18 protein-coding genes are annotated in these 26,711 nt (G+C 57.6%); 4 read left to right on the forward strand and 14 right to left on the reverse strand.

From position 1 onward, the window contains the following. Positions 1-144: 144 nt before the first annotated feature. From ASQ50_RS02150 to ASQ50_RS02160, 3 genes are all read left to right on the forward strand, one after another. Positions 145-741 (forward strand): peptidylprolyl isomerase, encoded by a 597-nt coding sequence (locus ASQ50_RS02150; protein WP_058091195.1) that lies wholly within the window; start codon positions 145-147, stop codon positions 739-741. Between the two features lie 5 nt (positions 742-746). Next, entirely contained in the window at positions 747-2,618 is a 1,872-nt protein-coding gene (mnmC, locus tag ASQ50_RS02155; protein ID WP_058091167.1) for a bifunctional tRNA (5-methylaminomethyl-2-thiouridine)(34)-methyltransferase MnmD/FAD-dependent 5-carboxymethylaminomethyl-2-thiouridine(34) oxidoreductase MnmC, read from the forward strand. 113 nt (positions 2,619-2,731) lie between these two features. After that, positions 2,732-3,364: a CBS domain-containing protein gene (locus tag ASQ50_RS02160; protein ID WP_058091168.1), complete on the forward strand. Its 633-nt coding sequence runs from the start codon at positions 2,732-2,734 to the stop codon at positions 3,362-3,364. Positions 3,365-3,382: 18 nt separating this feature from the next. Here the strand turns inward: ASQ50_RS02160 and ASQ50_RS02165 are convergent, their stop codons facing one another. The 5 genes from ASQ50_RS02165 to ASQ50_RS02185 all read right to left on the reverse strand — a co-directional run bounded on the left by ASQ50_RS02165 (position 3,383) and on the right by ASQ50_RS02185 (position 13,628). After that, positions 3,383-6,070: a hypothetical protein gene (locus tag ASQ50_RS02165; RefSeq protein WP_058091169.1), complete on the reverse strand. Its 2,688-nt coding sequence runs from the start codon at positions 6,068-6,070 to the stop codon at positions 3,383-3,385. Between the two features lie 149 nt (positions 6,071-6,219). Further along, the gene (ligA, locus tag ASQ50_RS02170; RefSeq protein WP_058091170.1) at positions 6,220-8,256 is read right to left on the reverse strand and encodes an NAD-dependent DNA ligase LigA; all 2,037 of its coding nucleotides are present in this window, start codon (positions 8,254-8,256) and stop codon (positions 6,220-6,222) included. 24 nt (positions 8,257-8,280) lie between these two features. After that, entirely contained in the window at positions 8,281-9,333 is a 1,053-nt protein-coding gene (gene zipA, locus ASQ50_RS02175; RefSeq protein ID WP_058091171.1) for a cell division protein ZipA, read from the reverse strand. 121 nt (positions 9,334-9,454) lie between these two features. Then, positions 9,455-12,946 (reverse strand): chromosome segregation protein SMC, encoded by a 3,492-nt coding sequence (smc, locus tag ASQ50_RS02180; RefSeq protein WP_058091172.1) that lies wholly within the window; start codon positions 12,944-12,946, stop codon positions 9,455-9,457. Position 12,947: 1 nt separating this feature from the next. Continuing rightward, entirely contained in the window at positions 12,948-13,628 is a 681-nt protein-coding gene (locus ASQ50_RS02185; protein ID WP_058091173.1) for a GntR family transcriptional regulator, read from the reverse strand. A 284-nt stretch (positions 13,629-13,912) separates the two neighbouring features. Here ASQ50_RS02185 and ASQ50_RS02190 point away from each other — a divergent pair, with 284 nt between their 5' ends. Then, entirely contained in the window at positions 13,913-14,839 is a 927-nt protein-coding gene (locus ASQ50_RS02190) for a GGDEF domain-containing protein (protein ID WP_058091196.1), read from the forward strand. Between the two features lie 15 nt (positions 14,840-14,854). Here the strand turns inward: ASQ50_RS02190 and rluB are convergent, their stop codons facing one another. From rluB to ASQ50_RS02235, 9 genes are all read right to left on the reverse strand, one after another. After that, a complete protein-coding gene (gene rluB / locus ASQ50_RS02195) occupies positions 14,855-15,877 on the reverse strand; it encodes a 23S rRNA pseudouridine(2605) synthase RluB (protein ID WP_058091174.1) in 1,023 nt (340 codons plus the stop codon). A gap of 38 nt (positions 15,878-15,915) precedes the next feature. Then, positions 15,916-16,584 carry an SMC-Scp complex subunit ScpB gene (gene scpB, locus ASQ50_RS02200; RefSeq protein WP_058091175.1) on the reverse strand — a complete coding sequence of 223 codons (669 nt, stop codon included), beginning with the start codon at positions 16,582-16,584 and terminating at the stop codon, positions 15,916-15,918. A gap of 14 nt (positions 16,585-16,598) precedes the next feature. Next, positions 16,599-17,426, reverse strand: a complete 828-nt coding sequence (locus ASQ50_RS02205; protein WP_058091176.1) for a segregation and condensation protein A — start codon at positions 17,424-17,426, stop codon at positions 16,599-16,601. A 37-nt stretch (positions 17,427-17,463) separates the two neighbouring features. After that, positions 17,464-18,678, reverse strand: coding sequence for a tryptophan--tRNA ligase (locus ASQ50_RS02210; RefSeq protein ID WP_076657123.1), 1,215 nt, complete (start codon positions 18,676-18,678; stop codon positions 17,464-17,466). Between the two features lie 195 nt (positions 18,679-18,873). Beyond that, on the reverse strand, positions 18,874-19,746 hold the full coding sequence (gene sucD, locus ASQ50_RS02215) for a succinate--CoA ligase subunit alpha (protein ID WP_058091178.1): 873 nt from the start codon (positions 19,744-19,746) through the stop codon (positions 18,874-18,876). Continuing rightward, entirely contained in the window at positions 19,746-20,912 is a 1,167-nt protein-coding gene (sucC, locus tag ASQ50_RS02220; RefSeq protein WP_058091179.1) for an ADP-forming succinate--CoA ligase subunit beta, read from the reverse strand. The genes sucD and sucC overlap by 1 nt, the downstream gene beginning before the upstream one ends. Positions 20,913-21,107: 195 nt before the next feature. Further along, on the reverse strand, positions 21,108-22,550 hold the full coding sequence (gene lpdA / locus ASQ50_RS02225) for a dihydrolipoyl dehydrogenase (protein WP_058091180.1): 1,443 nt from the start codon (positions 22,548-22,550) through the stop codon (positions 21,108-21,110). 35 nt (positions 22,551-22,585) lie between these two features. Continuing rightward, positions 22,586-23,803, reverse strand: a complete 1,218-nt coding sequence (gene odhB / locus ASQ50_RS02230) for a 2-oxoglutarate dehydrogenase complex dihydrolipoyllysine-residue succinyltransferase (protein WP_058091181.1) — start codon at positions 23,801-23,803, stop codon at positions 22,586-22,588. 25 nt (positions 23,804-23,828) lie between these two features. Continuing rightward, positions 23,829-26,666: a 2-oxoglutarate dehydrogenase E1 component gene (locus ASQ50_RS02235; protein WP_058091182.1), complete on the reverse strand. Its 2,838-nt coding sequence runs from the start codon at positions 26,664-26,666 to the stop codon at positions 23,829-23,831. Between the last annotated feature and the right edge of the window lie 45 nt (positions 26,667-26,711).

Consider the following 26,711-nt stretch of genomic DNA (forward strand, 5'->3'; position numbering starts at 1 on the left):
TTAAAGCGTAGCCCAATCCCCTGGCCTACGCTGTTCTGATTTGCACTTATTCAGGTAAGGATCTGTTAAGATCTTCGCTAATTTTGTTCTATCCGGATTGTCTCAGGATTCCTGATAACAACTGAAACTGTGAGAGCCTCTGAAATGACAAATATCGTAAAACCCGTATCAACTGTGATGTCAGTCCTGTTTGCCGCCATCGCTGCCCTGATGCTGGCCACTCCGATTCAGGCCGAAGAACTGCCGAAGGTTCGCTTTGTGACCTCTGAAGGGGCCTTTGAGCTTGAGTTGCGCCCTGACGTAGCCCCGAAAACCGTGGAGAATTTCCTCTCCTATGTCGAAGACGGATTCTACAACGGTACGATCTTTCACCGGGTGATTCCCGGGTTTATGATTCAGGGCGGCGGATTTACCGACACCATGGCCCGTAAACAGACCAAGAACCCCATCGTTAACGAAGCTTCAGCAACCCTGCCTAATCTTCGGGGCACCGTGGCCATGGCCCGAACCAGCTCTCCAAATTCAGCAACCTCTCAGTTCTTCATTAATGTCTCTAAAAACGATTTCCTGAATGCTGGTGTGCGTGGTGCGGGCTACGCGGTCTTTGGCAAAGTCACCGAAGGCATGGGCGTGATCGACAAGATTGCCGGCGTACAAACCGGACATCGCCAGGGCATGGCGGATGTTCCGGTTCAGGCCGTCGTGATCGAGAAAGTGACTCTGGTTAACACTGAAGACTGAGCACCATGCATTCCCCCGGCCTGCCGCCGGCCATGGAGCCGGCAGAACTTGTCTGGCGCGACGGCGTGCCCGAATCCACCCGGTTTGGAGACGTATATTTCAGCAGGGACAACGGCCTGGCAGAAACCCGGTATGTTTTTATCGGGCATAACCAGTTGCCGGAGCGGTTCCAGCAGGTGCCAGACGCCGGCCACTTTGTGATTGCTGAAACCGGTTTTGGCACGGGCCTGAATTTTCTCGCCGCCTGGGCGGAATGGTTAAAGTGGCGCTCGGCCGATGACAGCGCCATTCTGCACTTTGTGTCGGTAGAGCGATTTCCCCTGCGCCGTCAGGGCCTCGAAAAGGCCCTGTCGTACTGGCCCGAGCTAACCCCCCTGGCAGCGGAGCTTATCGAACAGTACCCTCCACTGATCAAGGGCACTCATCGGCTGGTGCTGGCCGGAGGTCGGGTTCGGCTTACCCTGTATTTTGGAGATGTCCTGGACGCCTGGAAGGATCTCACTTTTACAGCCGATGCCTGGTTCCTTGACGGCTTCGCCCCGTCGTTAAACCCGGACATGTGGCTGGATGAAGCCATTGGTCTGATCACCCGCCACAGCAAGCCCGGAACGACCCTGGCCACGTTTACCGCCGTTGGCCGTGTGCGGCGCAGCCTTGCAGAGGCCGGCTTCGAGATCGCAAAAGTCCCCGGCTTTGGCCGCAAGCGGGAAATGCTTGCAGGAGTTTACCCGCCGGAGACGGCGCCTGGCCAGAAGACGAGAACTGGCACGGTTGCCGTTATCGGTGCAGGGATTGCCGGCGCCCTGCTCGCCCGTAACCTGGCGGAACGCGGCGTTCAGGTGCTGCTGCTGGACCAGGCGCCCCGCGCCGGTTCTGCGGCATCGGGCAATCCCCAGGGTGCGCTCTACGTAAAACTCGGCGTTGAGTACAACGCACAGACTGAGCTTGCTGCCACTGCCCTGAGTTTCAGCCAACGCTTTTATCGGCCATGGCAAAACTGCTTCTGGCACCCCACAGGGCTGCTGCAACTGGCAACCGGCGATCATGAAGCCGATCGCCAACGGCGGTTCTGTGAGCGCAATGATTACCCGGATGACCTTCTGGAACCCGTGGATGCAAGCCGTGCGAGCAAACTGGCAGGCATTTCCGTCAATACTGGCGGTCTCTGGTTTCCTGGCTCTGGGTGGCTTGAGCCTGCAAAGGCCTGCGAACATCTGGTGGAGCACCCGCTGATTGAAACACGATTCAGTTATCAGGTCGCCAACCTTCTGCCATGTAACAACCAATGGTGTATCCGAAATCACTCTGGCGAAGACAGCCGCGCAGACGCTGTGGTCATTGCCGGAGGTCACGAAAGCCCCGCCCTGGTGCCCGTAGGCGGGCAGCTCCGTTTGAAAGCGATCCGAGGTCAGGTTACTGAACTACCGGAGGCAGACTTCAACCTGCCTCAAGCCGTAATCTGCGGAACCAAGTATGTCAATCCGGTTCACGGCGGCCGTGCGGTTACTGGCGCGACGTTCGACTTGAAGGACGGCACCCGGCACCCTACCCGCGCCGGCCATCAGGAAAACCTCGATGAGCTGCAACGCTCACTGCCATCTGTCGTTAAAGGGTTGCTGCCCGATCCGGATCAGCTGCAAGGGAGAGTGGCCTTTCGCTGCACCACCCACGATTACCAGCCGGTCGCCGGCACCATGCTGGATACCGAGGGGAACAAACTGAACGGTCTGTATCTGCTCACCGGCCTGGGTAGCAAAGGGCTCGCCTGGGCCCCCTTGCTGGCAGAATACCTGGCAGATGTTATCAGCGGCGAACCCCGGTGCCTGCCTGCACCACTGGCGAAGAGACTGGAAACCGGGCGGCTATACCGAGCCTGACACTTACTCAGGCGTAATGAAGGTGGCCTACAGTTTTATGACATTCTGCCGTTACCATAAAAAGAGCTGCTCTGCATTGGGATGTTGCAGCAGTCAGATGGGAGAGTGAGCAAATGTCTATTTTCGTCAGTGAGCCGGGCCGCCCAATCGGAACCCGATTACCGGAAGCCTTGCGAAGTCGTCGCGTTGGTGATGTCACCGAGCTGACAGAGTCTGGCGCTATCTCACCGGGCCACAGCGAGGCCACAGACGCGGAATTTCAGCAGGCCGCCAACAGCGGCAGGCACCGTGCGCTCCAGGAGTATGGCACGGCAGCAGCCGGAGAACGGCGCGAGGAGCGCGTGTATCTGCCTGTTTCGGCAATCTGCTCACCAGCGCTGTACTCAGTGCCCGCCACGGCTTCCATGGGTGAGGCCATGTCCTGTATGGAAGATAACAATGTACACCACCTGGTTATCCTGGCCGACCACAATGTTGCTGGCCTGATCGACCTGCGCTGGCTGTTATCCTGGCTCCACGACAACCCACCGCAAGCGGTAAACCAGAGCCTGGCTCAGATTGAACTGCCAGCTTTCCTGACCGCCTCTCCGGAAACCGATGCCCACCAGCTCGCACGGCTTATGCTCGCCCATCAATTGAATGCTGCACTGGTTGTTGACGCAAAAGGTCAACCATCGGGCATTGTGACCAGCACCGACTATCTGAAGCTGTATGCCAACGCTAGCCGCCACCAAGGGTCCGTTTGAGGGCTCGCACCTGAACCTTTACGGGCCCTCGGAGGTCAATCCCCCACCCTCTGGCCCAAACAGGCGAATTGTCCGTTCACCCCCCAGGTCTACCAATGCGGTAATTTCATCATCCCGGTAATTTTTCAGCCTTAACACGCTCAAGCCCTCTTCCTCAGGCTGTAGGCGCCAGCTCCGATAAGCCGCCTCTTCCTCACCACGATTCAGCCTTGCCAGGATGGCATGCCGAGTGGAGGGATTCGCCGACGCTTCCGCGAAGATCCCATCAGTGGAGCCAGCAACGACCATATCGCCGTTAAACAGCAGGCCCTGGCTCAGCTCCACGATGGCAGTGTCATTCTCATCATTGGCCGACAACGCCGTACCAATGGCACCCGAGGTACTGTAACCGAGGGCGAACCCGGCCTGGCTGTTGACACGTGTGCGAATAAGTTCGTCAGCATCGTCGTCGTTGACTTCCACCCGATACTCAAAGGGGCCGTCACCAATCAGCCAGGCACTGCCATCACCATAAAACCCGTGCCGAAGTATCTCCGCAGACTCTTCTCCAACCTGGTAAACCGCCACCGTTCCTGTGGCGCTGCCACTGAAGAAGAAGGGACCGGTAACCGCCGTGCCGTCGATCGATGATGGCGCAAAGCCAAACAGCAGGGGGCTGAGAGCGGCCACACTGCCGCCGACCACATTGTCATCCCCCCCAGAGCCCACCTGGCGCGCCCAGGCGACCGTTGGCACCAGTACATCGCCATCGGGTATGGTATCGATTCGTGTAAGGAATGCGTCGATACCGCCGGCCGACGACTCTCCATCCCATACACCGTCGGTTTCACCAGCGATCGCAACATAACCACTGCCAGGGTTGAGCCCAATCCATCGAACACGGTCATGTCCGGCGGTGCCCACCCGGAACAGGTCGTCCCAGCGCAGCTGGTACTCGCCCTCGCTCAGTCGATAAACACCCACAATCACGTTATCACCGGCCCCGGCATCGCCTGATCCGATCAGCTCATCAGTAGTGAATGCGACGGCCATTTCATATCGGGTTACCCGGACGGTGTCCTCAGTCACCCGGCGCTCCGCCACATCCACATAGACCTCGGGGCGAGCTGAAGCATCTGCAAGATCCGCAACAACCACGGGGTCGCCAAGCAAGGCGCCAGTCTGATCATAAATCCGCACCTGCACCTGACCGTTGTGAGTCCCGGCCACAAAGTAGCGGCCGCCATGACCAATGGTAAAGTCCGTCGCGACAAACCCGTCATTCCAGACAATGGACTCTGTCAGGCGATTGAAGCTGAGTCTCAACAGATTATCGCTGGCACCTCTGGCATACCCTTCCCGGCCCGCCTGGAACCGGCTATCAACCGCCAGGTTCGAAAACCGGTCGTGCAGGTCATCCGGCGCAGCATAGCTGCCACTGGCGCGAACCTCGAAAAGCAATTCATTCTGGCCAACGGGGAAGCTTAACGTATCGTTTTCCACGCCCTCCTGTTCAATAACGAACTCGGTGCCCAGCCGTGCCGTAGAGCCTTGGGCGTGCGTTAAACGCACCTTGATGACGTCTTCCCGGTCACCGGACAGCGTGGCACGATATTGACCGGTAGTACCGGTGTTCAGTGTGTCTCGCGGGCCACCGTTGAGCGTTTCAATGGCGACCGTCGGTTCATTGTCACGAATGGTCAGGTTGGCTCGCACCCCGTTATCCGAGGCACCCAGAGCGGCAATGCCCGTGCGCACCTCGGTTAAATGAAGCTGCGCCAGTTCGGAAGGCTCAGGGATGGTGTCGTCAATGACTTCCAATGGAATGTAGCACTCAGTGATACCTGGCTCGAGGGTAATCAGCCCCCGATCCTTGATGCCGGCGTCGTTCTCGTAGTACTCGATGTACGTCAGCTCCTCGCCCTGTTCATCCACCGGGAACGCGCTGTTGCTGCCCTGCGCAACAATGTCGTTACCGATAATGGCACGGCCGAGGTTGTCACTGCTGTATTCGCACCGCTGGTGCGGCGGACTCTGCTCGTCGTCACAGTTATTCTCATCGAATTCCGAGCGCAGCTCGAACGCGATGGAAACCCTTGTCACGGAGGGTTGGTCCAAAAGAACCTTTGCAAACACGCGATTGGTTGGAGAAGTGACTGCCTTGGACTCCTTAAACGAGCCATCGTCGTTGTACAGGTCAATCTCATAGTCATGCTCGCCGACCACATCCAGGGCGGGCAGCTCACAACGGGTTCGGGAGCTGTCGGAAATGTCCGGGCTTTCGCCCTCGGTGAACGACGGCGCCTCCAGCGACACTACATTCCGTTTGACTTCAACATCGAATGGCTGGAACCCGGCCATGCGGCCATCGGTGGTGACGATGTCGATGTTGTCGTTTCTGCCCAGATCGGCCTCACCTCTCGCGCCCCCGGAAAGACCAGGAACGCCGCGCATGATGATGCCCTGGCGGGCTTTGTTGCTGGTATCCTCCAGCGCCAGCCAGGACGGAGCGTTGGTCAGCGAGTAATCCAGTATGCTCTCACCGCCATAAGCTCCCCAGTTGTAATAATACTCAACCCCCAGGTAAGCCGTGGTGGGCGGCGCACCCAGCAGCGTGGGCTGGTCGGGGTCTTTTTCGGTTTTACAGCCGGCAGACACCAGTGCAATCAGGGCCAGGCCAAGGAGACGGCCAGAGCAGAAGGTGCGGGGGAGCAGATCGGCGCGCATGCAAAAATCCGTTTCATGACGTTGTTGTTATGGCGGTGCCAGGGGGCGTAAAGCACCCCATTTACACACCGTTACAGATCAACGCCATGTTAGCCAATTTGTACGCTGCCGGATCTGCGCGAGTTCTCAGATTCACCGGCCGGGCCGCATCAGCCTTCTATGCCATGCTCCTTCAACAGAGCGAGAAGCCCATCTTCATCCAGCACAGGCACTCCCAGTTGTTCCGCCTTGGCCAGTTTGGAGCCAGCGGCCTCGCCGGCCACCACACAAGCGGTTTTCTTCGAAACACTGCCGGCCACTTTGGCCCCCAGCTTTTCCAGTTTTTCCTTCGCCTGGTCCCTTGTCATTTGTGACAGAGTGCCGGTCAGCACCCAGGTTTCCCCGGCAAGGGGTTTGGCCTCGGCAGGGACCACCTGCTCTTCCTGCCAGCTTACCCCTGCGTCTCTCAAAGCCTGCAGGGTTTCCTGGTTGTGGGGCTGGTCGAAGAAACTATGGATATGGCCCGCCACGATAGGCCCCACGTCTGGGACTGCCTGTAGGGCCTCATCGTCCGCCTCGGACACGGCTTCCAGGGTACCGAAATGTGAGGCAAGCGACTTCGCCGTAGCCTCCCCGACTTCCCGGATACCCAGAGCGTACAGAAAACGCCACAACACCGGATGGCGGGCGCGATCAATCGCGGCAACCAGATTAGCAGCGGATTTATCGCCCATCCTATCCAGGCTGGCCAACTGGAACCGGGTAAGCCGATACAGATCCGCCACGGTGTTCACCATGCCTTCATCCACCAGCACTTCAATGAGCCGGTCACCCAGACCTTCGATATCCATGGCCTTGCGGGAAGCGTAATGACGAATAGCTTCCTTGCGCTGAGCGGGGCAGTACAGCCCCCCGGAACAACGAGCGACCGCCTCCCCTTCTATCTGGACGATGTCCGAGTCACAGACCGGGCACTGGCTCGGCATAACCACTTCAACTGCGCCTTCGGGGCGTTTTTCCGGAACCACCTTCACCACTTGCGGAATGACATCGCCAGCGCGGCGTATGAACACCGTGTCGCCGATGTGCACATCCAGCCGGCGAATCTCGTCCATGTTGTGGAGTGTTGCGTTGGAAACGGTCACGCCACCCACGAACACCGGCTTGAGCCGGGCAACAGGCGTGACAGCGCCAGTCCGGCCCACCTGGAACTCCACATCTTCAATAACGGTCAGTTCTTCCTGGGCGGGAAACTTGTGGGCAATCGCCCACCGGGGCGCCCGCGACACAAAACCCAGTTGTTGCTGCAACTCCAGACGGTTCACCTTGAACACGATGCCATCTATTTCGTACGGCAGGGTGTCGCGCTTGGCCATCAACTCCTGGTAAGCCTCAAGGCAGGCTTCAACCCCCATGGCCTTACGCATTTCCGGATTAATGCGGAACCCCCAGCCTCGAACCTGCTGCAGGCTTTCCCAGTGGGTTTCTGGCAGCAGGCTTTCGTCAGTGACGGCCATGCTGTAGGCACAAAGTTCCAGGGGACGCTTGGCGGTGACCGTTGATTTCTTCTGGCGCAGGCTGCCGGCAGCGGCGTTTCTGGGGTTTACAAAGGTCTTTTCACCTTGCTCAGCGAGGCGCCGGTTCAGTTGCTCAAACCCGGCCTTGGGCATATACACCTCACCCCGGACCTCCACCAGGTCCGGGAAGTCGTCGCCTCGTAAGGTCAGGGGAACTGACGGAATGGTACGGATATTGGCAGTGATATCCTCCCCGGTATAACCATCGCCCCGGGTGGCCGCCCGAGTCAGTACACCCCGCTCATAGTGCAGGCTGACCGCAAGGCCATCCAGCTTCGGCTCACAGACATATTCCACCGGATCTTCGGTTGCCAGACGGTCACGCACGCGGCGGTCGAAATCACGGAGCTCGTCGTCACTGAACGCATTATCCAATGACAACATGGGCAACCGATGGGTAACTTCTTCAAAACTGGTTTCCGCAGCACTGCCAACCCGCCGGGTGGGCGAGTTATCTGAAGCCAGCTCCGGGTAGTCTGCTTCCAGTGTCTGGAGTTCGCGGAACAGCCGATCGTATTCGGCGTCGGGTATCCTGGGGTCATCGAGAACGTAATAATAGTAGTTATGATCGTCCAGGGCGGCGCGCAACTGTTCCACGCGCTGCTGGATATCGGCAGAAACCTGGCTCATCGGATCGAATGTCCTGATTAAGTGTTATGCCCGATGGGAACGCTGTTTACGTTCGAATTCACGGATGCGCTGCCGGCAGTGTTCAATGGTCTGTGGTGTCATGACGCTGCGGCGCTCGTCTTTCAGTTCACCACCCATGTTCCGTACAACGCACTGAGCGGTTTCGAGCATGAATTCGAAGGCCTGCATGGCATTGGATGGCCCGGGCAGGCTCATGAAGAAGCTGATTCCAGGTGTACTCAAAGCCGGCATATCCTGGGGCCGAAAGGTTCCCGGCTCCACCGCGTTGGCAACACTGAACTGTACCGGTGTGGTGGTGTCAGCGCCTTCATGGCGGTGGTAGATGTCCAAGTCACCATGTTCAAGGCCGCAGGCCTCGAACAGCTTTTTCAGGGTCGTTCCGGGGAACTGTTCTCCGTTACGGGCCAAAACGTTAATCACCAGCACTTCTCTGGCTTCCGGGCGATTGGCCCCCGCCAACGGCTGGTTCTTGCGTGGGCTTGGTGCGGCTTCCCGGCGGGCGGTGTCTTCCTCTACCTCCGTGGTCACCACCGGGGGTTCGTTCGCCCGAGCCTTGGCAGCAGGGACAGGTTCGGGCTCCAGCTCGGGTGCCGGTTCCGGTTCTGGCTGCGCCACCGGTTCTGAAGAGCTTGCGGCGAGCTCGTCTTCATCAACCTCAGGAGCCTCATCCGCCGATGGTTCCACTGAACGCTCGGTGCGGCCGCTCACTACCCTTGGCTCGCCCAGGATACCATCGTCGGTGTTGTCGTCAGTCGCGCCCCACCCCGACTCCAGCATCACGTCTTCATCATCCGAACTGCCAAACTCTTCGGATGTGTCTCTCTTCAGGTAACCCCGGGCTTCGAGGGTTCCCCTGGATACTGTCCGGGCGCCACCGTTGGGGAGTTCGGGGTTATAATCGTCATCCAGCGGGGAATCCTTCAGATCATCCGCGCCCATTCCAGAGGATATCGCCATGGATTCCTTACGGGCGCGGCGCATCCGCCGTACACCGTCAATGACGATTCCAAGAATAACCAGGGTACCTATGGCAATTAACCATTCCCTAAGTGACATAGTGCTGCTGTCCTGTTTGCAGTTCAGAACGTTGCTACTCTAAGAAAAGCCCGTAATGAATACAACGCACTCCGGGCCGAGATGGCGTTATTGTCATGGTTGACGGCTTTTTCGCCAACCCTCAGGCCTCAGCCAGCGCCGCTGCCTCGTCGACATCCACCGAAACCAGCCTCGAACAACCCGGTTCGTGCATGGTTACGCCCATCAACTGGTCCGCCATTTCCATGGCAATCTTGTTGTGGGTAATGTAGATGAACTGTACCTGTTTGGACATCTCTTTCACCATATTGGCGTAGCGGCCAACGTTGGCATCGTCCAGCGGGGCATCTACCTCATCCAGCATACAGAAAGGTGCCGGATTGAGCTGGAAAATAGAGAATACCAGGGCAATTGCGGTCAGGGCTTTCTCGCCGCCAGATAGCAGGTGGATCGTGCTGTTTTTCTTACCAGGCGGGCGCGCCATGATCGCCACGCCGGTTTCCAACAGGTCCTCGCCGGTCAGCTCCAGATAGGCGTTACCACCACCAAACACCTTCGGGAATAACGCCTGCAGGCCACCATTAACCTGATCAAAGGTCTCCTTGAAGCGCTGGCGGGTTTCACGGTCTATCTTGCGAATGGCGGTGTCCAGGGTTTCGAGGGCTTCCATCAGGTCATTATGCTGCTCGTCCAGGTAGGTCTTGCGCTCACTCTGCACCTGGTATTCCTCAATTGCAGCCAGGTTAATCGCCCCCAACCGCTGGATACGGTTACCAATCTTCTCCAGCTCTTCGGCCCAGCTTTTCTCATCAGCATCTTCCGGTAACTGGCCCAGCACTTCCTGGAGCTTTACATCCAGCTCTTTGAGCTGCTCAATCTGGTTACCTGACCGGATTTCCAGCGCCTGGGATTCCATCTTGAGTTTTTCCAGCCGGGCCCGAACCTCACCCACCACATGCTCGGTGCGGCTTCTGCCCTGCTCCCGCTCCCGTACTTCGCGGTCAATGTCCTCCAGGGCGTCCCTGGCGGCCGAAAGCTTGTCCTCCTCCGCCAACCGGCGCTCCAGAAGCCCCTCGAGCTGAAGTTGAAGGTCTTCCAGTGGCTCCTCTGCGCTCTCTCGGGTTTCCCGAAGCATATCCAGGCGCTCTTCCAACCGTTCTTTCTGCATTTGCATGCGTTCAATGGTCTGTTTCAATCCATCGCGCTGGCTTTGCAGAGATTGCAGTTGCAACTGCAACTGGTGGGCATGGTCCCGGTCGTGGCGGGCTTCCTGGCGCAGCCTGTCGAGATTCTCCCGCAAGGTATCGCGCTGTTCCAGCAGGCGCTCTTTCTCTTCATCGCTGTCTTCTGTGGAAGCCAGCGCCATGTTCCATTCTTCCCTGGCGGATTCGAGATCTTCCTTCTGCTGTTCCAGGCTTCCGACCACATCTTCAATGTCATCCCGGATGCGCGCAAGGCGGGCATCAATTTGTTCAGCCCGAGCCTTCAGACCACTGACTTTCGAAGACAGGGCACCGAGTTCTCGCTCAGCGTCACTCAGACAGCTTTGAGCTGCTTCCCTTGCAGCCTCGGCGCGCTCTCCCTGTTCCTGAAGCAACTCAAGCGCTTCTACCGCCTGTTCAAGTCGCTCTTCTGCTTCCTGCAGCTGTACCTCAAGCTCGCTCACCTTCTTCTGGCGCTCAATCACGCCGATTTGACCTGCTTCGGAATCCGGCATCAATACCCAGTCACGGGCAACCCAGACCCCCTCAGGAGTAATCACGCTGTCACCAGCGGCAAAGTGGGCCCGCTGGGCCAGTGCATCTCGGGTCGAGTCTGCCGTCCCAATACCGGCAAGCAGATGACTGATGGCATCCACGCCATCCACCTTCGCCGCCAACCCGCCAGAAGGTCTTGCTTCAGTGCCCGAAGACACCAGCGCAAGGCCTTTTGGCGCGCTGTCCAGAGCGTCAACAAGGTGGTCAAATCCCGGCAATGCAAGCCCCTGGCTGAACCGGCCAATCACCTGCTCTACCGCAAATTCCCAGCCATCTTCAATCCGCAATGCGGCGGCGACCCTGGGCGCATCCGACAAACCGTTGTCCCGCAACCAGCCCTGCAGGGTATCGTCATGACCACCCATCTGCTCATCCAGCAAGGCCGTTTGGGAGTCCAGGGCCGCTTTCAGGCTCTGAACCTGTTGCCGCCGCTCGGCAACAGCCTGCTCTGATTCCCGCAGCTTCTGGCGGCTCTGGTAAACGTCATCCCGCAGCGCCTGAATGCGCTCCGCAGCCTCTTCACGCTGTAACTGAAGGGTTTCCTGCTGTTCAAGCAGTTCGTCGAGCTCTGCCCGGTCCAGCTGCTCGTCCAGCAACGCCTGTTCGTCTATTAATTTGCCATGACGATTGTGCAGCTGGGCAATAGCGTCTTCCAGCGAACGGATTCGGGACTGGGCGAGTTCTGCCTGACGCCTGGCGTCGGATGAGCGGGTACTGAACTCCTCCCACCGGTGCTGCCAGTCACTCATGGCGTCTTCGGCCAGTTGGAGTTTTTCTCCAGACTCCTCCGAGCGCATGGCGAGGGCTTCCTGCTCCGGCTCGATCATGTCGAGTTCTTCCTGAATGCCTGCCAGCTTTTGCTCATCCTGCTCAAGCTCGCGGCCGAGCTCACGCTGGTTAGCCATGGCCTGATCCAGCTCTGCGGCGGTCTGACGGCTTCGCTCCCTCTGGTGCTCCAGGCTTTGTTCAATCCGGGCAATATCAGCGCCGGCTTCGTAGTATCGGGCCTGGGCCCGATTGAAATGTTCGGTGCGTTCGTGGTGATCTTCCCGAAGCGATTCCAGGGAGGTTTCCAGATTGACCCTTTCGGTCAGCAGCTTTTCCAACTCGAGCTCGGTGTCCCGAATCTTTCCGCGCCAGGACTGTAAGTCATTATCCAGCGCCTGCCATCTCAGCACGGTGAGCTCTGCCTTTTTCTGCCGTTCTTCCTGCTTGTAGGCCTTATACTTCTCAGCCGCGGCCGCCTGCCGCTCCAGATGTTGCAACTGGCGCCCCAGCTCTTCGCGGAGGTCGGTGAGCCGTTCCAGGTTTTCCTGCGTCCGCTTGATCCGGTTCTCGGTCTCGCGCCGCCGCTCCTTATACTTCGAGATCCCGGCGGCTTCTTCGATATAAACCCGCAATTCTTCCGGCTTGGCCTCTATCAACCGGGAAATCATGCCCTGCTCAATAATCGCATAGCTGCGCGGGCCAAGGCCGGTGCCGAGAAACAGATCGGTAATGTCCCGGCGGCGGCACTTGGCGCCATTCAGGAAGTATTCCGATTGCCCCTCACGTGACACCCGGCGCTTGACCGAAATTTCGTTAAACTTGACGAATTCACCGGGCGCGGAGCCATCACCGTTATCGAACACCAGTTCGATCGACGCCTGGCCAACAGGCTTGCGGGCACTGGAGCCGTTGAAGATGACGTCGGTCATGGATTCGCCGCGCAGATACTTGGCGGAACTCTCACCCATCACCCAGCGCACGGCGTCAATGATATTGGATTTACCACAACCGTTAGGGCCCACCACCGCCGTCATATTGGACGGGAATGGCACCGTCGTGGGATCAACAAACGACTTGAAGCCAGCCAGTTTGATGGACTTGAGCCTCATATCAGGCGCTCTCCTCCGTGAGAATGCTCAAAACCTGTGCTCTCTGGTGTTCACCGAAATCCTTGATAACCCGCTCCAGGAGAGCCGAATCGCCCTTAACCGCCGCATCCGCCAGATGCCGGAAGAAAGTGCCTGTTTCGGCGATCTCGCTTCTGAAATGCTCAAGGGCAACGTAATAGGTGCGGCTGATGGCGGGCCTGAAATTCTCAAGGGTTTCTTCAAGAAACGGATTTTCGACCAATCGGTAGGCGTAACGCATGACGCCGAAGCCGGCGTCTATGACCTGTTCTGCGGCATCGCTGGCGTTGGAATTGAGAGCATCAATGACCGCCTGTAGCTCCTTGACCTGGCTCATCACGCCACCAAGCTCGGAACCGGACCAGCGCTCCAGCACTTTTCGCCCAAGCATGCATAGCAGATCGATGTAGATATCATAAAGGGCGTTGACCGAACCCGGTGTCAGGTCAGACACTACCGCCCCCCGGCGCGGAAAGATTTCCACCAGGTGGCGGCGCTCGAGTATGAGCAGCGCTTCACGCACCGAGCCACGGCTGACATTCAGCTCGCCGGCCACCTTCAGTTCCTGAATCCGCTCCCCCGGCTTGAGATCACGAATGATGATCCGTTGCCCGATATGCTGCGCGATTTGCTCCGAAAGGCTCTCCGGTGCCTGAAATCTCATAAACCTGATGCTCTCTTGTTATGACAGGACATGGTCAAGCGCAGAAGTTTATCACAGCCTCTGGCCAGCCCCACCCCTTGTCTGACATTTTGATTGCAGGTTTTGCACCAGCGGCAATGCCCTGCCGGAAAAATGGCGCTTCCGGACAATCTGATCAGAAAAACCTCAAAAAGAAATGAATAAAGCACCATAGCGTGCTGTTTATATTGATGTTAATTCCGGTGGCATGGTTCGTGCTTATACCTCTGAAACTATACCCGATTCCAGAAGCAGAGCGAGCCATTGTGAAAAACCTGACTTCGATTCAGCAGCCAAAGACGCAGCCGGCCAGGCTTGCCGCCCTGAAGCAGTCGTTTCATGACTGGAATCAGTCCCCTGATGTTCTCACTAAGCTGTCCAAACGGCTGTCTACCACCCTGTCACTGGAAACCCAACTGGGTATCATCGCAGAGGAGATTGCCCAAACCATTCCGTTTGATGCCCTTAACTACCGGCATCGGATTGCCCGACAGGATTTTGTGTTTTCAACCGGCATGGGTGGCCCCCATCGCTGCGAATACCGTCTCACGCTGGAGGGTAGTTACTATGGCACGCTCGCCTTTCACCGCCGGCACAAATTTACCGACGAAGAACTTAATGGCCTGGAGATGATGCTCTCGGCAGCCATCTGCCCACTGCGCAATGCCTGTCAGCACATCGCCATTGAGCAAGCCGCGCTGACCGACGCCCTGACCGGCATCGGCAACAAACGAGCCCTTGACGAAGCGCTGCTGCGGGCAAGCGCCCTGGCCGACCGGCACGGCGCACCCTGGAGCCTGATTCTGTGCGACCTGGACCACTTCAAGTTGATTAATGATAACCACGGCCATGTGGTTGGGGATCATATCCTGACCAGAACCGCAGAGAAGCTGGAACAAGCCATTCGAAATTCAGACACAGTGTATCGATTTGGCGGGGAAGAGTTTGCCGTATTACTACCACACACCAATGAGCAGGAAGCAAGGGAGGTTGCCGAACGTATTCGCCTGGCGATCGAGACGATTCGAGTGGACGGTGGTGAGACGCCGCTGACGGTTACCGGCAGTTGCGGTGTGGCAACCCACCTTGTTGACGAGCCGCAGGAGCAGTGGCTGGCCCGTGCGGACGAAGCCCTCTACCGGGCGAAGGCCCAGGGCCGAAACTGCACCCGGGTTTTCGCCAGCATTTCCTGACCGAAAATCGGGTGCTTAGTCGCCCCGATTGTTACGAGCCGGCTTCTTTGCGCCTGACCTTGCTTTACGATCATCGCGCTTGGGCCTGGCGGGTGCAGAGTCACTGACCTGCCAGGTCCCCTTACGGGCACGCTGCAGGGATTTCCCGGGACTTTTTCGCCGCCTGCGATCGTGAGCCGCCTGCTCACCGGGGGTCTTTTGCGGGATATCCACCGCAGACAGCCCGACAGCCTTACTCAGGGCATCCACACCTTTCTGATCCAGCTCTTCCCATTTGCCCAGGGTAAGACGGCTTGGCAGGAAAATTGGCCCATAGCGCACCCGCTTGAGCCTGCTGACCCTAACTCCCTGGGACTCCCACAGGCGCCTGACTTCTCGGTTCCGCCCTTCCATCAGGGTCACGTGGAACCACTGGTTGATGCCGCTGCCGCCAGCGGGAGCCAGGTCGGAGAACTTGGCCATGCCGTCATCCAGCAACACGCCTTCCAGCAAACGCTGCTGCATGGCGTCGTCTACCTCACCGAATACCCGCACGGCGTATTCCCGGTCAATCTGGCTAGACGGGTGCATCAACCGGTTGGCAAGCTCGCCGTCGGTTGTGAACAACACCAGGCCGGTGGTATTGATATCCAACCGCCCGATGGCAATCCAGCGCTGGTCCTTCAGGCGCGGCAAGCGGTCAAATACCGTTGGCCTGCCTTCCGGATCTTTCCGGGTGGTGACTTCGCCCTCGGGCTTGTTGTAAATCAGCACCCTACGAACCACCTGGGCGGCGGCTGACACATCCAGCTGCTCTCCATCCAGCTCAAAACGGTCGTCCGTAGTGGCTTTCTGGCCCGGCTCCGCCGGCTGGCCGTTAACCTGTAACCGCCCGGATTCCATCCACCCCTCAATCTCCCGGCGCGACCCAACACCCGCTCTTGAGAGCAGTTTCTGAATACGTTCAGGGCCAGCGCCCAGGGATTTGTCGCCCTGTGACGCTCGGGATCTGGTACCTGGCTTTCCAGGGCCTTGTTTTCCGGGGCTAGATGCCGCCATGTAATACGTCCTTACCGATTAACCGATGTCTTCTGACATCAGTGAAGTGTCTGTTCCGATTCAGCAGTCTGGTTGTCTCCGGGTTGTCCGGGGTCGTCACTGCTGCCATTTTGGGATGATTCAAACTGAATCTCCCCCTGTATATTTCGTTCGATCTCCCGGCCAATTTCCTCGAGATCACGAACCTCAGACAGCGGTGGCAACTCATCCAGCCCTGTCAGGTTAAAGTAATCCAGAAACTGTCGGGTGGTGGCGTACATTGCAGGGCGACCCGGCACGTCACGATGGCCAACAACCCTTACCCACTCTCGCTCAAGCAGGGTACGAATGATATTGCTGCTTACCGTAACACCGCGAATATCTTCAATTTCACCCCGGGTGATTGGCTGCCGATAGGCAATCAGGGCCAGGGTTTCGAGCAGTGCCCGGGAATACCGCTGGGGTTTTTCCTCGAACAAGCGACCAACCCAGGGTGCCAGTTCTTCCCTCACCTGTAGGCGGTAGCCGCTGGCCACCTTCTTCAACTCAAAACCTCGCCCCTCGCAGGCTTTGTCCAGCTGCACCAGCACGTGCTCCATCACCTGGCGGGATGGCCGCTCGTCTTCCACAAACAATTCTCTGAGCTGTTCCAGCGACAGGGGCTTTCCAGCCGCCAGCAGGGCCGCTTCGGCAATCGCCTGAACACGCGCAAGATGTTCTTCGTTCATAATCTGGCCTTCACCTAGCTGGCAGCCCGGGCACGCACGTGAATCGGGCCCAGCACCTCTGCCTGTACAATTTCAATCAGCTGCTCTTTCACCAGTTCAAGCGTTGCGAGGAACGTCACCACCACACCAAGACGCCCTTCCTCTATGGTAAACAGGCTTTCGAACGTGACAAACCGGTCGCCCTGGAGCACCGAGAGAATGTGGGACATTCGCTCGCGGGTAGACAACCGCTCTTTCTCAACATGGTGACTGGTGAAAAGGTCTGCCCGTTTCAGAACGCCATGCAAAGCCAACAAAAGCTCCCGCATATCCACTTCCGGGTGGGGCTGAGACGAAGGCAGCTTCGGCAAGGCAGCTGACGCTGCAAAAATCTCACGCTCCATACGCGGCATTTCATCGATATCTTCGGCAGCCTTCTTGAACCGCTCATACTGCTGCAGGCGACGAATCAACTCGGCCCTTGGGTCGAGTTCCTCGTCGTCGTCTGTTTCATGGCGGGGCAGCAGCATTCGAGACTTGATCTCTGCCAACGTGGCCGCCATCACCAGATATTCCGCCGCCAGCTCAAAGCGCATGGCCTCAACGGCGCCGATGTAGTCCATGTACTGGCGGGTAATTTCACTCACATCAATATCAAGGATGTTCATGTTTTGCCGGCGTATCAGATACAGCAGCAAATCAAGGGGCCCCTCGAAAGCCTCCAGAAACACCGCCAGAGCATCAGGAGGAATGTAGAGATCCTTGGGAAGATCCACCAACGGCTTTCCGGAAACCAGAGCCAGAGGCACCTGCTCGCCGGCCTCGGCCGGGGCCCGTGTCAACTCGTCAGTCTCGTCCGTCATGGTCTCTCCAGCCGTTGGCAGTGGCAACAGGGGAAACTCAGCGGTAGCTGAGTCCCATGGCAGCGCGAACTTCTTCCAGGGTGTCGCGGGCGGCATCCCGTGCGTGTTCTCGACCTTCTTCCAGAATGGAACGAACCACATCCGGATTTTTCTCGTATTCCCGAGCCCGCTCGTGGAGCGGCCGCTGCTCTTCAATCACCGCATCAATCAATGGCTTTTTGCAATCCAGACAACCAATGCCTGCACTGCGACAGCCTTGTTGTACCCACTCACAGGTCTCGGCATCTGAGTACACTTTATGCATACTCCAGACCGGACATTTTTCAGGATCTCCCGGATCGGTCCGGCGCACGCGCTGCGGGTCGGTCTGCATGGTGCGGATTTTCTGGGAAACGCTGTCTGGCTCTTCGCGCAGGCCGATGTAGTTGTTGTAGGACTTGGACATCTTCTGGCCATCCAGCCCCGGCATCTTCGATTCCGGGGTCAACAACGGCTGGGGCTCTGGCAGGATTACCTTGCCGCCGCCTTCGATATAGCCGTACAAACGCTCCCGGTCGCCCAGGGAAATGTTCTGCTGCTCTTTCAACAGTGCCCGTGCGGTTTCCAGGGCCTCCATGTTGCCCTCTTCCTGATAGCGCTTCTTCAGATTGCGGTAGAGTTTGGCGTTTTTCTTGCCCATTTTGACGATGGCCGCCTCGGCCTGCTCTTCAAAGCCGGGCTCGCGACCATAGATGTGGTTGAAACGGCGAGCGATTTCCCGAGTAATTTCCACATGGGACACCTGATCAGCACCCACCGGTACCTTGCCGGCCCGATACATCAGGATATCCGCGGTCTGAAGCAACGGATAACCGAGAAACCCGTAAGTTGCCAGGTCTTTCTCCCGCAGCTTTTCCTGCTGATCCTTGTACGTGGGAATACGCTCCAGCCAGCCCAGCGGCGTAATCATCGAGAGCAACAGGTGCAGCTCCGCATGCTCAGGCACCTGAGACTGAATGAACATGGTCGACGACCCCGGGTTGACACCCGCGGCCAACCAGTCGATAACCATGTCCCACACGCTTTGCTGAATTCCGGAGGTGTCATCGTATTGCGTGGTCAGGGCATGCCAGTCTGCCACGAAGAAGAAGCACTCATACTCGTGCTGGAGTTTCACCCAGTTTTTCAGCACACCGTGATAGTGGCCGAGGTGAAGCTTGCCGGTCGGTCGCATACCGGACAAAACCCTTTGCTGGGAATCTACAGAACTCAAAGCACGAACTCCTTATTTCTGTTTATTAGGCGCCCGGTTTCACCACCGGAGGTGGTTCGGGAAATCAGGCTGACCGGGCATTATAGTCTTTACACCTCGCTGCGTTAAGCAAAGCGGTAGAAAACACCGGTGCCATAACGCAAAACCCCCGGAATTCTCTCGAATCCGGGGGTTTTGGTGAAGCTTATGGCAAGTTTACCAGCCAGTCACTTCCTTCAGGGCCTTGCCGATATCGGCCAGACTACGCACGGTTTTAACACCGGCATCTTCCAGGGCGGCAAACTTCTCGTCTGCGGTGCCCTTGCCACCAGAGATGATGGCGCCGGCGTGACCCATACGCTTGCCAGGAGGTGCAGTAACACCAGCAATGTAGGAAACCACAGGCTTGGTGACGTTCTCTTTGATGAACGCAGCCGCTTCTTCCTCAGCGGTACCGCCGATTTCACCGATCATCACGATGGCTTCGGTTTCCGGGTCTTCCTGCAGCAGCTTCAGAATGTCGATGAAGTTGGAACCAGGAATCGGGTCACCGCCAATACCGATACAGGTGGACTGACCGTAGCCGAAGTCCGTGGTCTGCTTGACCGCTTCGTAAGTCAGGGTGCCTGAACGGGATACGATGCCAACCTTGCCCTTCTTATGGATATGGCCAGGCATAATGCCGATCTTGCACTCGTCCGGAGTGATCACACCCGGGCAGTTCGGCCCGATCATGCGAACGCCTTTACGGTCAACGTATTCTTTGGCGTACAGCATGTCGATGGTCGGGATACCCTCAGTGATACAAACGATCAGCTGAATACCGGCATCGGCCGCTTCGATGATGGCATCTTTACAGAACGGAGCCGGAACATAGATAACGGTCGCTTCTGCACCGGTCTTCTCTACCGCTTCACGTACCGTGTTGAATACCGGCAGACCCAGATGCTCAGTTCCGCCCTTACCGGGGCTGACACCACCAACCATCTTGGTACCGTAGGCAATCGCCTGCTCAGAGTGGAAGGTGCCCTGTGCGCCGGTAAAGCCCTGGCAGATAACCTTGGTGTCTTTGTTGATCAGGATGCTCATTATTTACCCCCTGCGGCTTTAACGACTTGCTCTGCGGCGTCTGCCAGACTGGTCGCGGCGATGATGTTCAGGCCGCTGTCCTTGAGCACCTTGGTGCCCAGTTCGGCATTGTTGCCTTCGAGACGAACCACAACCGGCACTTTAACGCCCACTTCCTTGACCGCACCGATGATGCCCTCGGCGATCATGTCGCAACGCACGATGCCGCCGAAAATGTTGACGAGAACGGCCTGCACAGCATCGTCAGACAGGATGATCTTGAACGCTTCGGAAACACGCTCTTTGGTCGCGCCGCCACCTACGTCCAGGAAGTTAGCGGGCTGGCCGCCGGACAGCTTGATGATGTCCATGGTACCCATGGCCAGACCAGCGCCATTAACCATACAACCGATGTTGCCTTCCAGCGCTACATAGTTCAGTTCCCACTTTGCCGCTTCCGCCTCGCGAGCGTCTTCCTGGGAAGGGTCACGCATTTCGTGGATCTTCTTCTGACGGTAAAGCGCGTTGCCGTCGATGCCGATTTTGGCGTCCAGGCAGTGCAGATCGCCAGCCGGAGTAATAACCAACGGGTTAATCTCTACCAGTGCCAGATCACGCTCTTCAAACAGTTTGGCCAGGCCCAGGAAAATCTTGGTGAACTGCCCAATCTGCTTGCCTTCCAGGCCCAATTTGAAGGCCAGTTCACGGCCTTGGTAGGGCTGAGCGCCTACCAGCGGATCGATTTCGGCTTTCAGGATCTTCTCCGGAGTTTCTTCAGCAACCTTCTCGATTTCAACGCCACCCTCGGTGGAGGCCATGAAAACGATACGGCGGGTGCCACGGTCAACCACCGCACCCAGATACAGCTCCTGATCGATGTCAGTCAGGGATTCAACCAGAATCTTGCTTACCGGCTGGCCATTTTCGTCAGTCTGGTAGGTTACCAGCTGCTGGCCCAACCACTTCTGGGCAAACTCACGGATCTCTTCCTTATTCTTGACCAGCTTTACACCGCCGGCCTTACCGCGGCCGCCCGCGTGAACCTGAGCCTTGACAACCCATGCGTTACCGCCAATTTCAGTAGCAGCGTCGACAGCTTCTTGAGGCGTATCGCAGGCAATACCCTGGGATACTGGCAGGCCATACTCAGCGAAAAGCTGCTTGCCCTGATATTCATGCAAATTCATAGTTAATGTCCCGTCTATTGATGGAGGATAACCACGTACGGAAATGAACCCGCTGGCACGCCGCCCTTGGCATACCAATCGCGAATTCGTTCTGGCGGGCAAGGGATCGCCTGAACCCGCCGGTTACGCACACAGAAAGCTGCCTTTATGATGGCAGCGGGGCGCCGACATTGGCGCCCCGATTCCGGTGTTGCGTTACTTCTTTTTGCGACGGTTGGCGACGTGAATCGCACCGCCAGCAACAGCCAGGGCCGCCTCGTGCACTGACTCCGACAGAGTCGGATGCGCAAAGCAGGTCAGGGCCAGATCTTCTGCACTGGAACCGAATTCCATGGCAATCACGCCCTGGGCAACAATTTCAGATGCCTGAGGACCAACAACGTGGAAGCCCAGGATGCGGTCCGTCTTCGCGTCTGCGATGATCTTGACCATACCGGCGGCCGCATTCGCCGCCATGGCACGGCCGTTGGCGGCAAACGGGAAGCTGCCCACGTTGTACTCTTCACCTTCGGCCTTCAGTTGCTCTTCGGTTTTGCCGACCCAAGCCACTTCCGGGAAGGTGTAGATCACGTTCGGGATGCAATCGTAGTTTACCTGCGGCTTATGACCGGCAATGCGTTCGGCAACCATCACGCCCTCTTCAGACGCTTTGTGTGCCAGCATGGGGCCACGAACGATGTCACCTACCGCCCAGACACCCGGCGCTTCGGTTTTGCAGTTATCGTCTACGAAAATGAAGCCACGCTCATCCATGGTTACGCCGGAATCCTCGGCCAAGGCGCCGTCGGTGTAAGGACGACGACCAACAGCAACGATCAGCTTGTCGAACTTCGCTTCCTGCTTACCCTTGGAATCCTCGTAGCTGACGTTCACCAGCTTGCGCTTGACCTCAGCACCCGTCATGCGGGCACCGGTGATAATGTTCAGGCCCTGCTTCTTGAACTGCTTGAGCGCATCTTTGGCGACCTGCTGATCCACCGCCGGGAGGAAGCTGTCCTGCGCTTCCAGAACAGTTACTTCTGACCCCAGACGGGCCCAAACGCTGCCAAGCTCAAGACCAATCACCCCGGCGCCAATAACGCCAAGACGCTTGGGTACTTCAGTGAACTCCAGCGCGCCCTCGGAGTCGACGATGTATTCGCCATCAAACGGCGCAGGCGGAATTTCAATCGGCTTGGACCCCGTAGCCAGAATAACGTTGTCAGCTTCGTAGGTCTTGGTCTTGCCGTCTTTATCGGTCACTTCTACCTTGCGACCAGCCAACAGCTTGCCGTGACCATGAATGGAAGTCACGCCGTTGGCCTTGAACAGGCCGGCGATACCGCCGGTCAGCTGCTGCACGATGCCGGCCTTACGCTCCATCATCTTTGCCACATCGATATCAACACCTTTGGTCATGATACCCATGGACTCGTAATCGTGGCTGGCTTCCTCAAATTTGTGAGTCACCTCAAGCAGTGCTTTGGACGGAATACAGCCCACGTTCAGGCAGGTGCCCCCCAGAACCTGGCTTTTACCGTCTTTGCTTGTCCAGGACTCCACACAGGCCGTTTTCAGGCCAAGCTGGGCCGCCTTGATAGCTGCAACGTAACCGCCGGGGCCGGCACCAATGACAATAACATCGAACTTATCGGACATAATCTTTCCTGTTATCAAATTCGTTGAGTGTCAGCTTACACGTCCAGCAGGATACGGGCCGGGTCTTCCAGCATTTCCTTGATCGCAACCAGGAACTGCACCGCTTCCTTACCGTCGATCATACGATGATCGTATGACAGCGCCAGGTACATCATCGGCAGGATTTCAACCTTGCCGTTCACCGCCATCGGGCGCTCCTGGATCTTATGCATACCCAGAATCGCAGTCTGCGGCGGGTTCAGGATCGGCGTGGAGATCAGGGAACCGAAAATACCACCGTTGGTGATGGTGAAGGTGCCGCCGGTCATTTCTTCTATGCCCAACTTGCCTTCCTTCGCCTTGGTACCGTACTCGACAATCTTCTTCTCGATGTCGGCCAGGCCCATGGCGTCGGTGTCGCGCAGAACCGGAACCACCAGGCCGCGGTCTGTGGAAACGGCAACGCCTATGTCCTGGTAGCCATGGTAAACCATGTCGTTACCATCGATGGACGCGTTCACGGCCGGGAAGCGCTTCAGGGCTTCGGTCGCCGCCTTGGTAAAGAACGACATGAAGCCCAGCTTGATGCCGTGGCGCTTCACGAAGCTGTCCTGGTACTGCTTGCGCAGTTCCATGATCGGAGCCATGTTCACTTCGTTGAAGGTGGTCAGCATGGCCGCAGTCTGCTGGGCCTCCACCAGGCGCTTGGCGATGCTGGCACGCAGGCGAGTCATCGGAACACGCTTCTCCGGACGCTCACCATGGGCAACATTTACCTCAGGCATGGCTGCCGGCTTGGCAGCGGCACCACCGGAGGACTTGCTGCTATCCACAAAGTTCTGCACGTCTTCTTTCGTCACACGGCCGTCTTTGCCGGTGCCCTTGACGGAGGCCGGGTCAACGTTATTTTCTTCGGCCAGCTTACGGGCAGCCGGGCTCAGGATGGCGTCGCCGGAAGTTGCAGCCGGGGCTTCTTCTTTCGGCGCCTCAGCCTTGGCTTCAGGCTTGCTCTCTGCCGGCTTGGATTCACCCGCAGCACCTTCCTTGAACTTGCCGATCACCTCACCGCTTTCGCAGGTGTCGCCTTCGCCTTTGATAATCTCTTCAATCACACCATCAGCCGGTGCAACCACTTCAAGCACAACCTTGTCGGTTTCGATATCGACAATCAGCTCGTCACGGGAGCAGGCTTCACCGGGCTGCTTGTGCCAGGTCGCGACGGTGCCTTCGGCAACCGACTCAGGGAAAACGGGGGCTTTAATCTCAGTTGACATTACAAATCCTTAGTTCGGTAGCTCGTCAGATTCCAAACGCGTCGTTAACCAGTTTCTTCTGCTCTTCGATGTGAACAGACATGTGTCCACAAGCAGGAGCAGCAGAAGCTTCACGACCGGCGTACTCAAGGTGCAGTTTCGGGTTCAGGCGCTGCAGTGCGTGCCGCATGTGATGCTGACTGCAGTACCAGGCGCCCTGGTTCATAGGCTCTTCCTGACACCAGACTGCGCTCTTGAGCTTGGTGTACTGGCCCAGAATCTCGTCCAGATCGTCGGCCGGGAACGGATACAGCTGCTCGATACGTACGATAGCGACATCGTCACGCTCGTCGGCTTTCTTCTTCTCCAGAAGATCATAGTAGACTTTGCCGCTACACATGATCACCCGGGTGACTTTCTTCGGATCAGAAGGTTCTTTCTCGGGCAGCACGGTCTGGAAGGTACCTGAAGTCAGGTCGTCCAGGCCGGAGATCGCTTCTTTATGGCGCAGCAAGCTCTTCGGCGTAATGGCAACCAGCGGCTTGCGCAGCGGCCGCTTCACCTGGCGGCGCAGCATGTGGAATATCTGGGACGGCGTAGTGGGCACGCACACCTGGATGTTGTGCTCCGCACACAGCTGCAGGAAGCGCTCCAGACGGGCTGAACTGTGCTCCGGCCCCTGGCCTTCATAGCCATGGGGCAGCAGCAGCGTCAGGCCACACAGGCGGCCCCACTTGTGCTCACCACTGGTCAGGAACTGATCAATAACTACCTGGGCGCCGTTGGCGAAATCACCAAACTGGGCTTCCCAGAGAATCAGTGCGTCCGGCGTGGTGGTCGAATAGCCATATTCGAATGCCATCACGGCTTCTTCGGAAAGCAGCGAGTCGTAGATATCGAACTTGGGCTGGTCGTCTTTCAGGTTCTGCAGGGAAATGTGGGTAGACCCGTCTTTCTGGTTATGCAGAACAGCATGACGATGGGAGAAGGTGCCCCGCCCTACATCCTGACCGGTCAGGCGGATCGGGTGCCCTTCATTCAGCAAGGTGGCGTAGGCCATCATCTCGCCGTAGCCCCAGTTCAGGGAGAGTGCGCCGGCCGTCATCTTTTCGCGATCATTGACGATCTTGGAAACCTGGCGCTGAATACTGAAGCCTTCAGGCACCTCGGTGATCTTCTTACCCAGTTTCTGGATGGTCTTGAGAGGCACACTAGTCTTGCACTTGGCGGTCCACTCATGACCAAGGTACGGAGCCCAATCCACATAGAGTTCCTTGTTGGGCTCCTTCACCAGCGATTTGACCACGTGATCGCCCTTATCGAGCGCATCGCGGTAGTCGGTCTCCATCTGCTTGGCTTCTTCTTCAGTAATCACGCCAGCTTCAACCAGTTGGTCTGCGTACAGGTTGCGGGTGGTCTTGAGCTTGCGGATCTTTTCATACATGAGCGGCTGGGTAGCCGCCGGCTCATCGGCTTCGTTGTGACCGCGGCGGCGGTAGCACACCAGATCAATGACAACGTCCCGCTTGAATTCGTTGCGGTAATCCATGGCCATCTGGGTAACAAACATCACCGCTTCAGGATCGTCTGCGTTTACATGCAGAATCGGCGCCTGAACCATTTTGGCGACGTCTGTGCAGTATTCAGTCGAACGCGCATCTTCCTGCCGGCTAGTGGTAAAACCAACCTGGTTGTTGATCACGATGTGAATGGTACCACCCACGCCGAAGCCCCGGGTCTGGGACATCTGGAAGGTTTCCATCACAACACCCTGACCCGCAAACGCTGCGTCACCGTGCATGACAATTGGCACAACCTTGCTGCCGTCGGTATCGCCACGGCGATCCTGACGGGCGCGTACAGAGCCCACCACTACAGGAGATACAATTTCCAAGTGCGACGGGTTAAACGCCATGGCCAGATGGACTTCGCCACCGGGTGTCATCACGTTGGAAGAGAAACCCTGGTGATATTTCACATCACCGGAGCCCGAATCTGCGAGCTTCTTGCCCTCAAATTCATCAAACAATTCTTTCGGGTTTTTGCCGAGAGTATTAACCAGCACGTTGAGGCGGCCACGGTGGGCCATCCCCAGAACAATTTCTTTGGCGCCGTATGAGCCGGCACGCTGGATCAGCTCATCCAGACATGGAATCAGGCTCTCGCCACCTTCCAGACCAAAGCGTTTTACGCCCGGGTAACGGGAGCCCAGGTACTTCTCCAGACCTTCAGCGGCGGTCAGGCGCTCCAGGATATGCTTGCGGGTCTGAGCTTCATACTCAGGACGCGAGCGCACAGGCTCCATACGCTGCTGGAACCAACGCTTGATGCGAGTGTCTACAACGTGCATGTACTCTGCGCCAATGCTCTCGCAGTAGGTTTGGCGCAGGCCTTGCACGATGTCGCCGAGCTTCATCGTTTCGGAACCGAAGTTCAGGGAACCGGTCTGGAATTCCAGATCAAGATCCGACTCGCCCAACTCGTGGAAAGACGGCTCAAGATCTTCAACAGGCTCACGCTGCCAGACACCCAGGGGGTCAAGCTTGGATTCCTGATGTCCGCGGAAGCGGAACGCGTTGATCAGCTGAAGAACACGAATCTGCTTCTTATCGGCATCTGAGGTGACACTGGCGGGTACGCCACTGCTGGCCAGGAAGCGCTGATTGCGGGAGATATGTTCAAACTGTTCGCGGATGGTTGAGTGGACGATGTCACGGCCATGATAGCCATCAACACTGGGAAGCTTGTCGAAGTAGCTTCGCCACTCTTCAGGAACGGCGTTGGGGTCTGTCAGGTAGGTTTCAAAAAGCTGTTCAACATAGGCCTGATTGCCACCTTGCAGGTGGGAAGTCTGCCATAACTGCTCCATGATGCTTTCGTGCATTTTGAATAGCTCACCTTGGGCTGGTGCGGGGGAGCCGGTATGGTC

This window comes from Marinobacter sp. LQ44 (assembly GCF_001447155.2).
In the GTDB taxonomy this organism is placed as follows: domain Bacteria; phylum Pseudomonadota; class Gammaproteobacteria; order Pseudomonadales; family Oleiphilaceae; genus Marinobacter.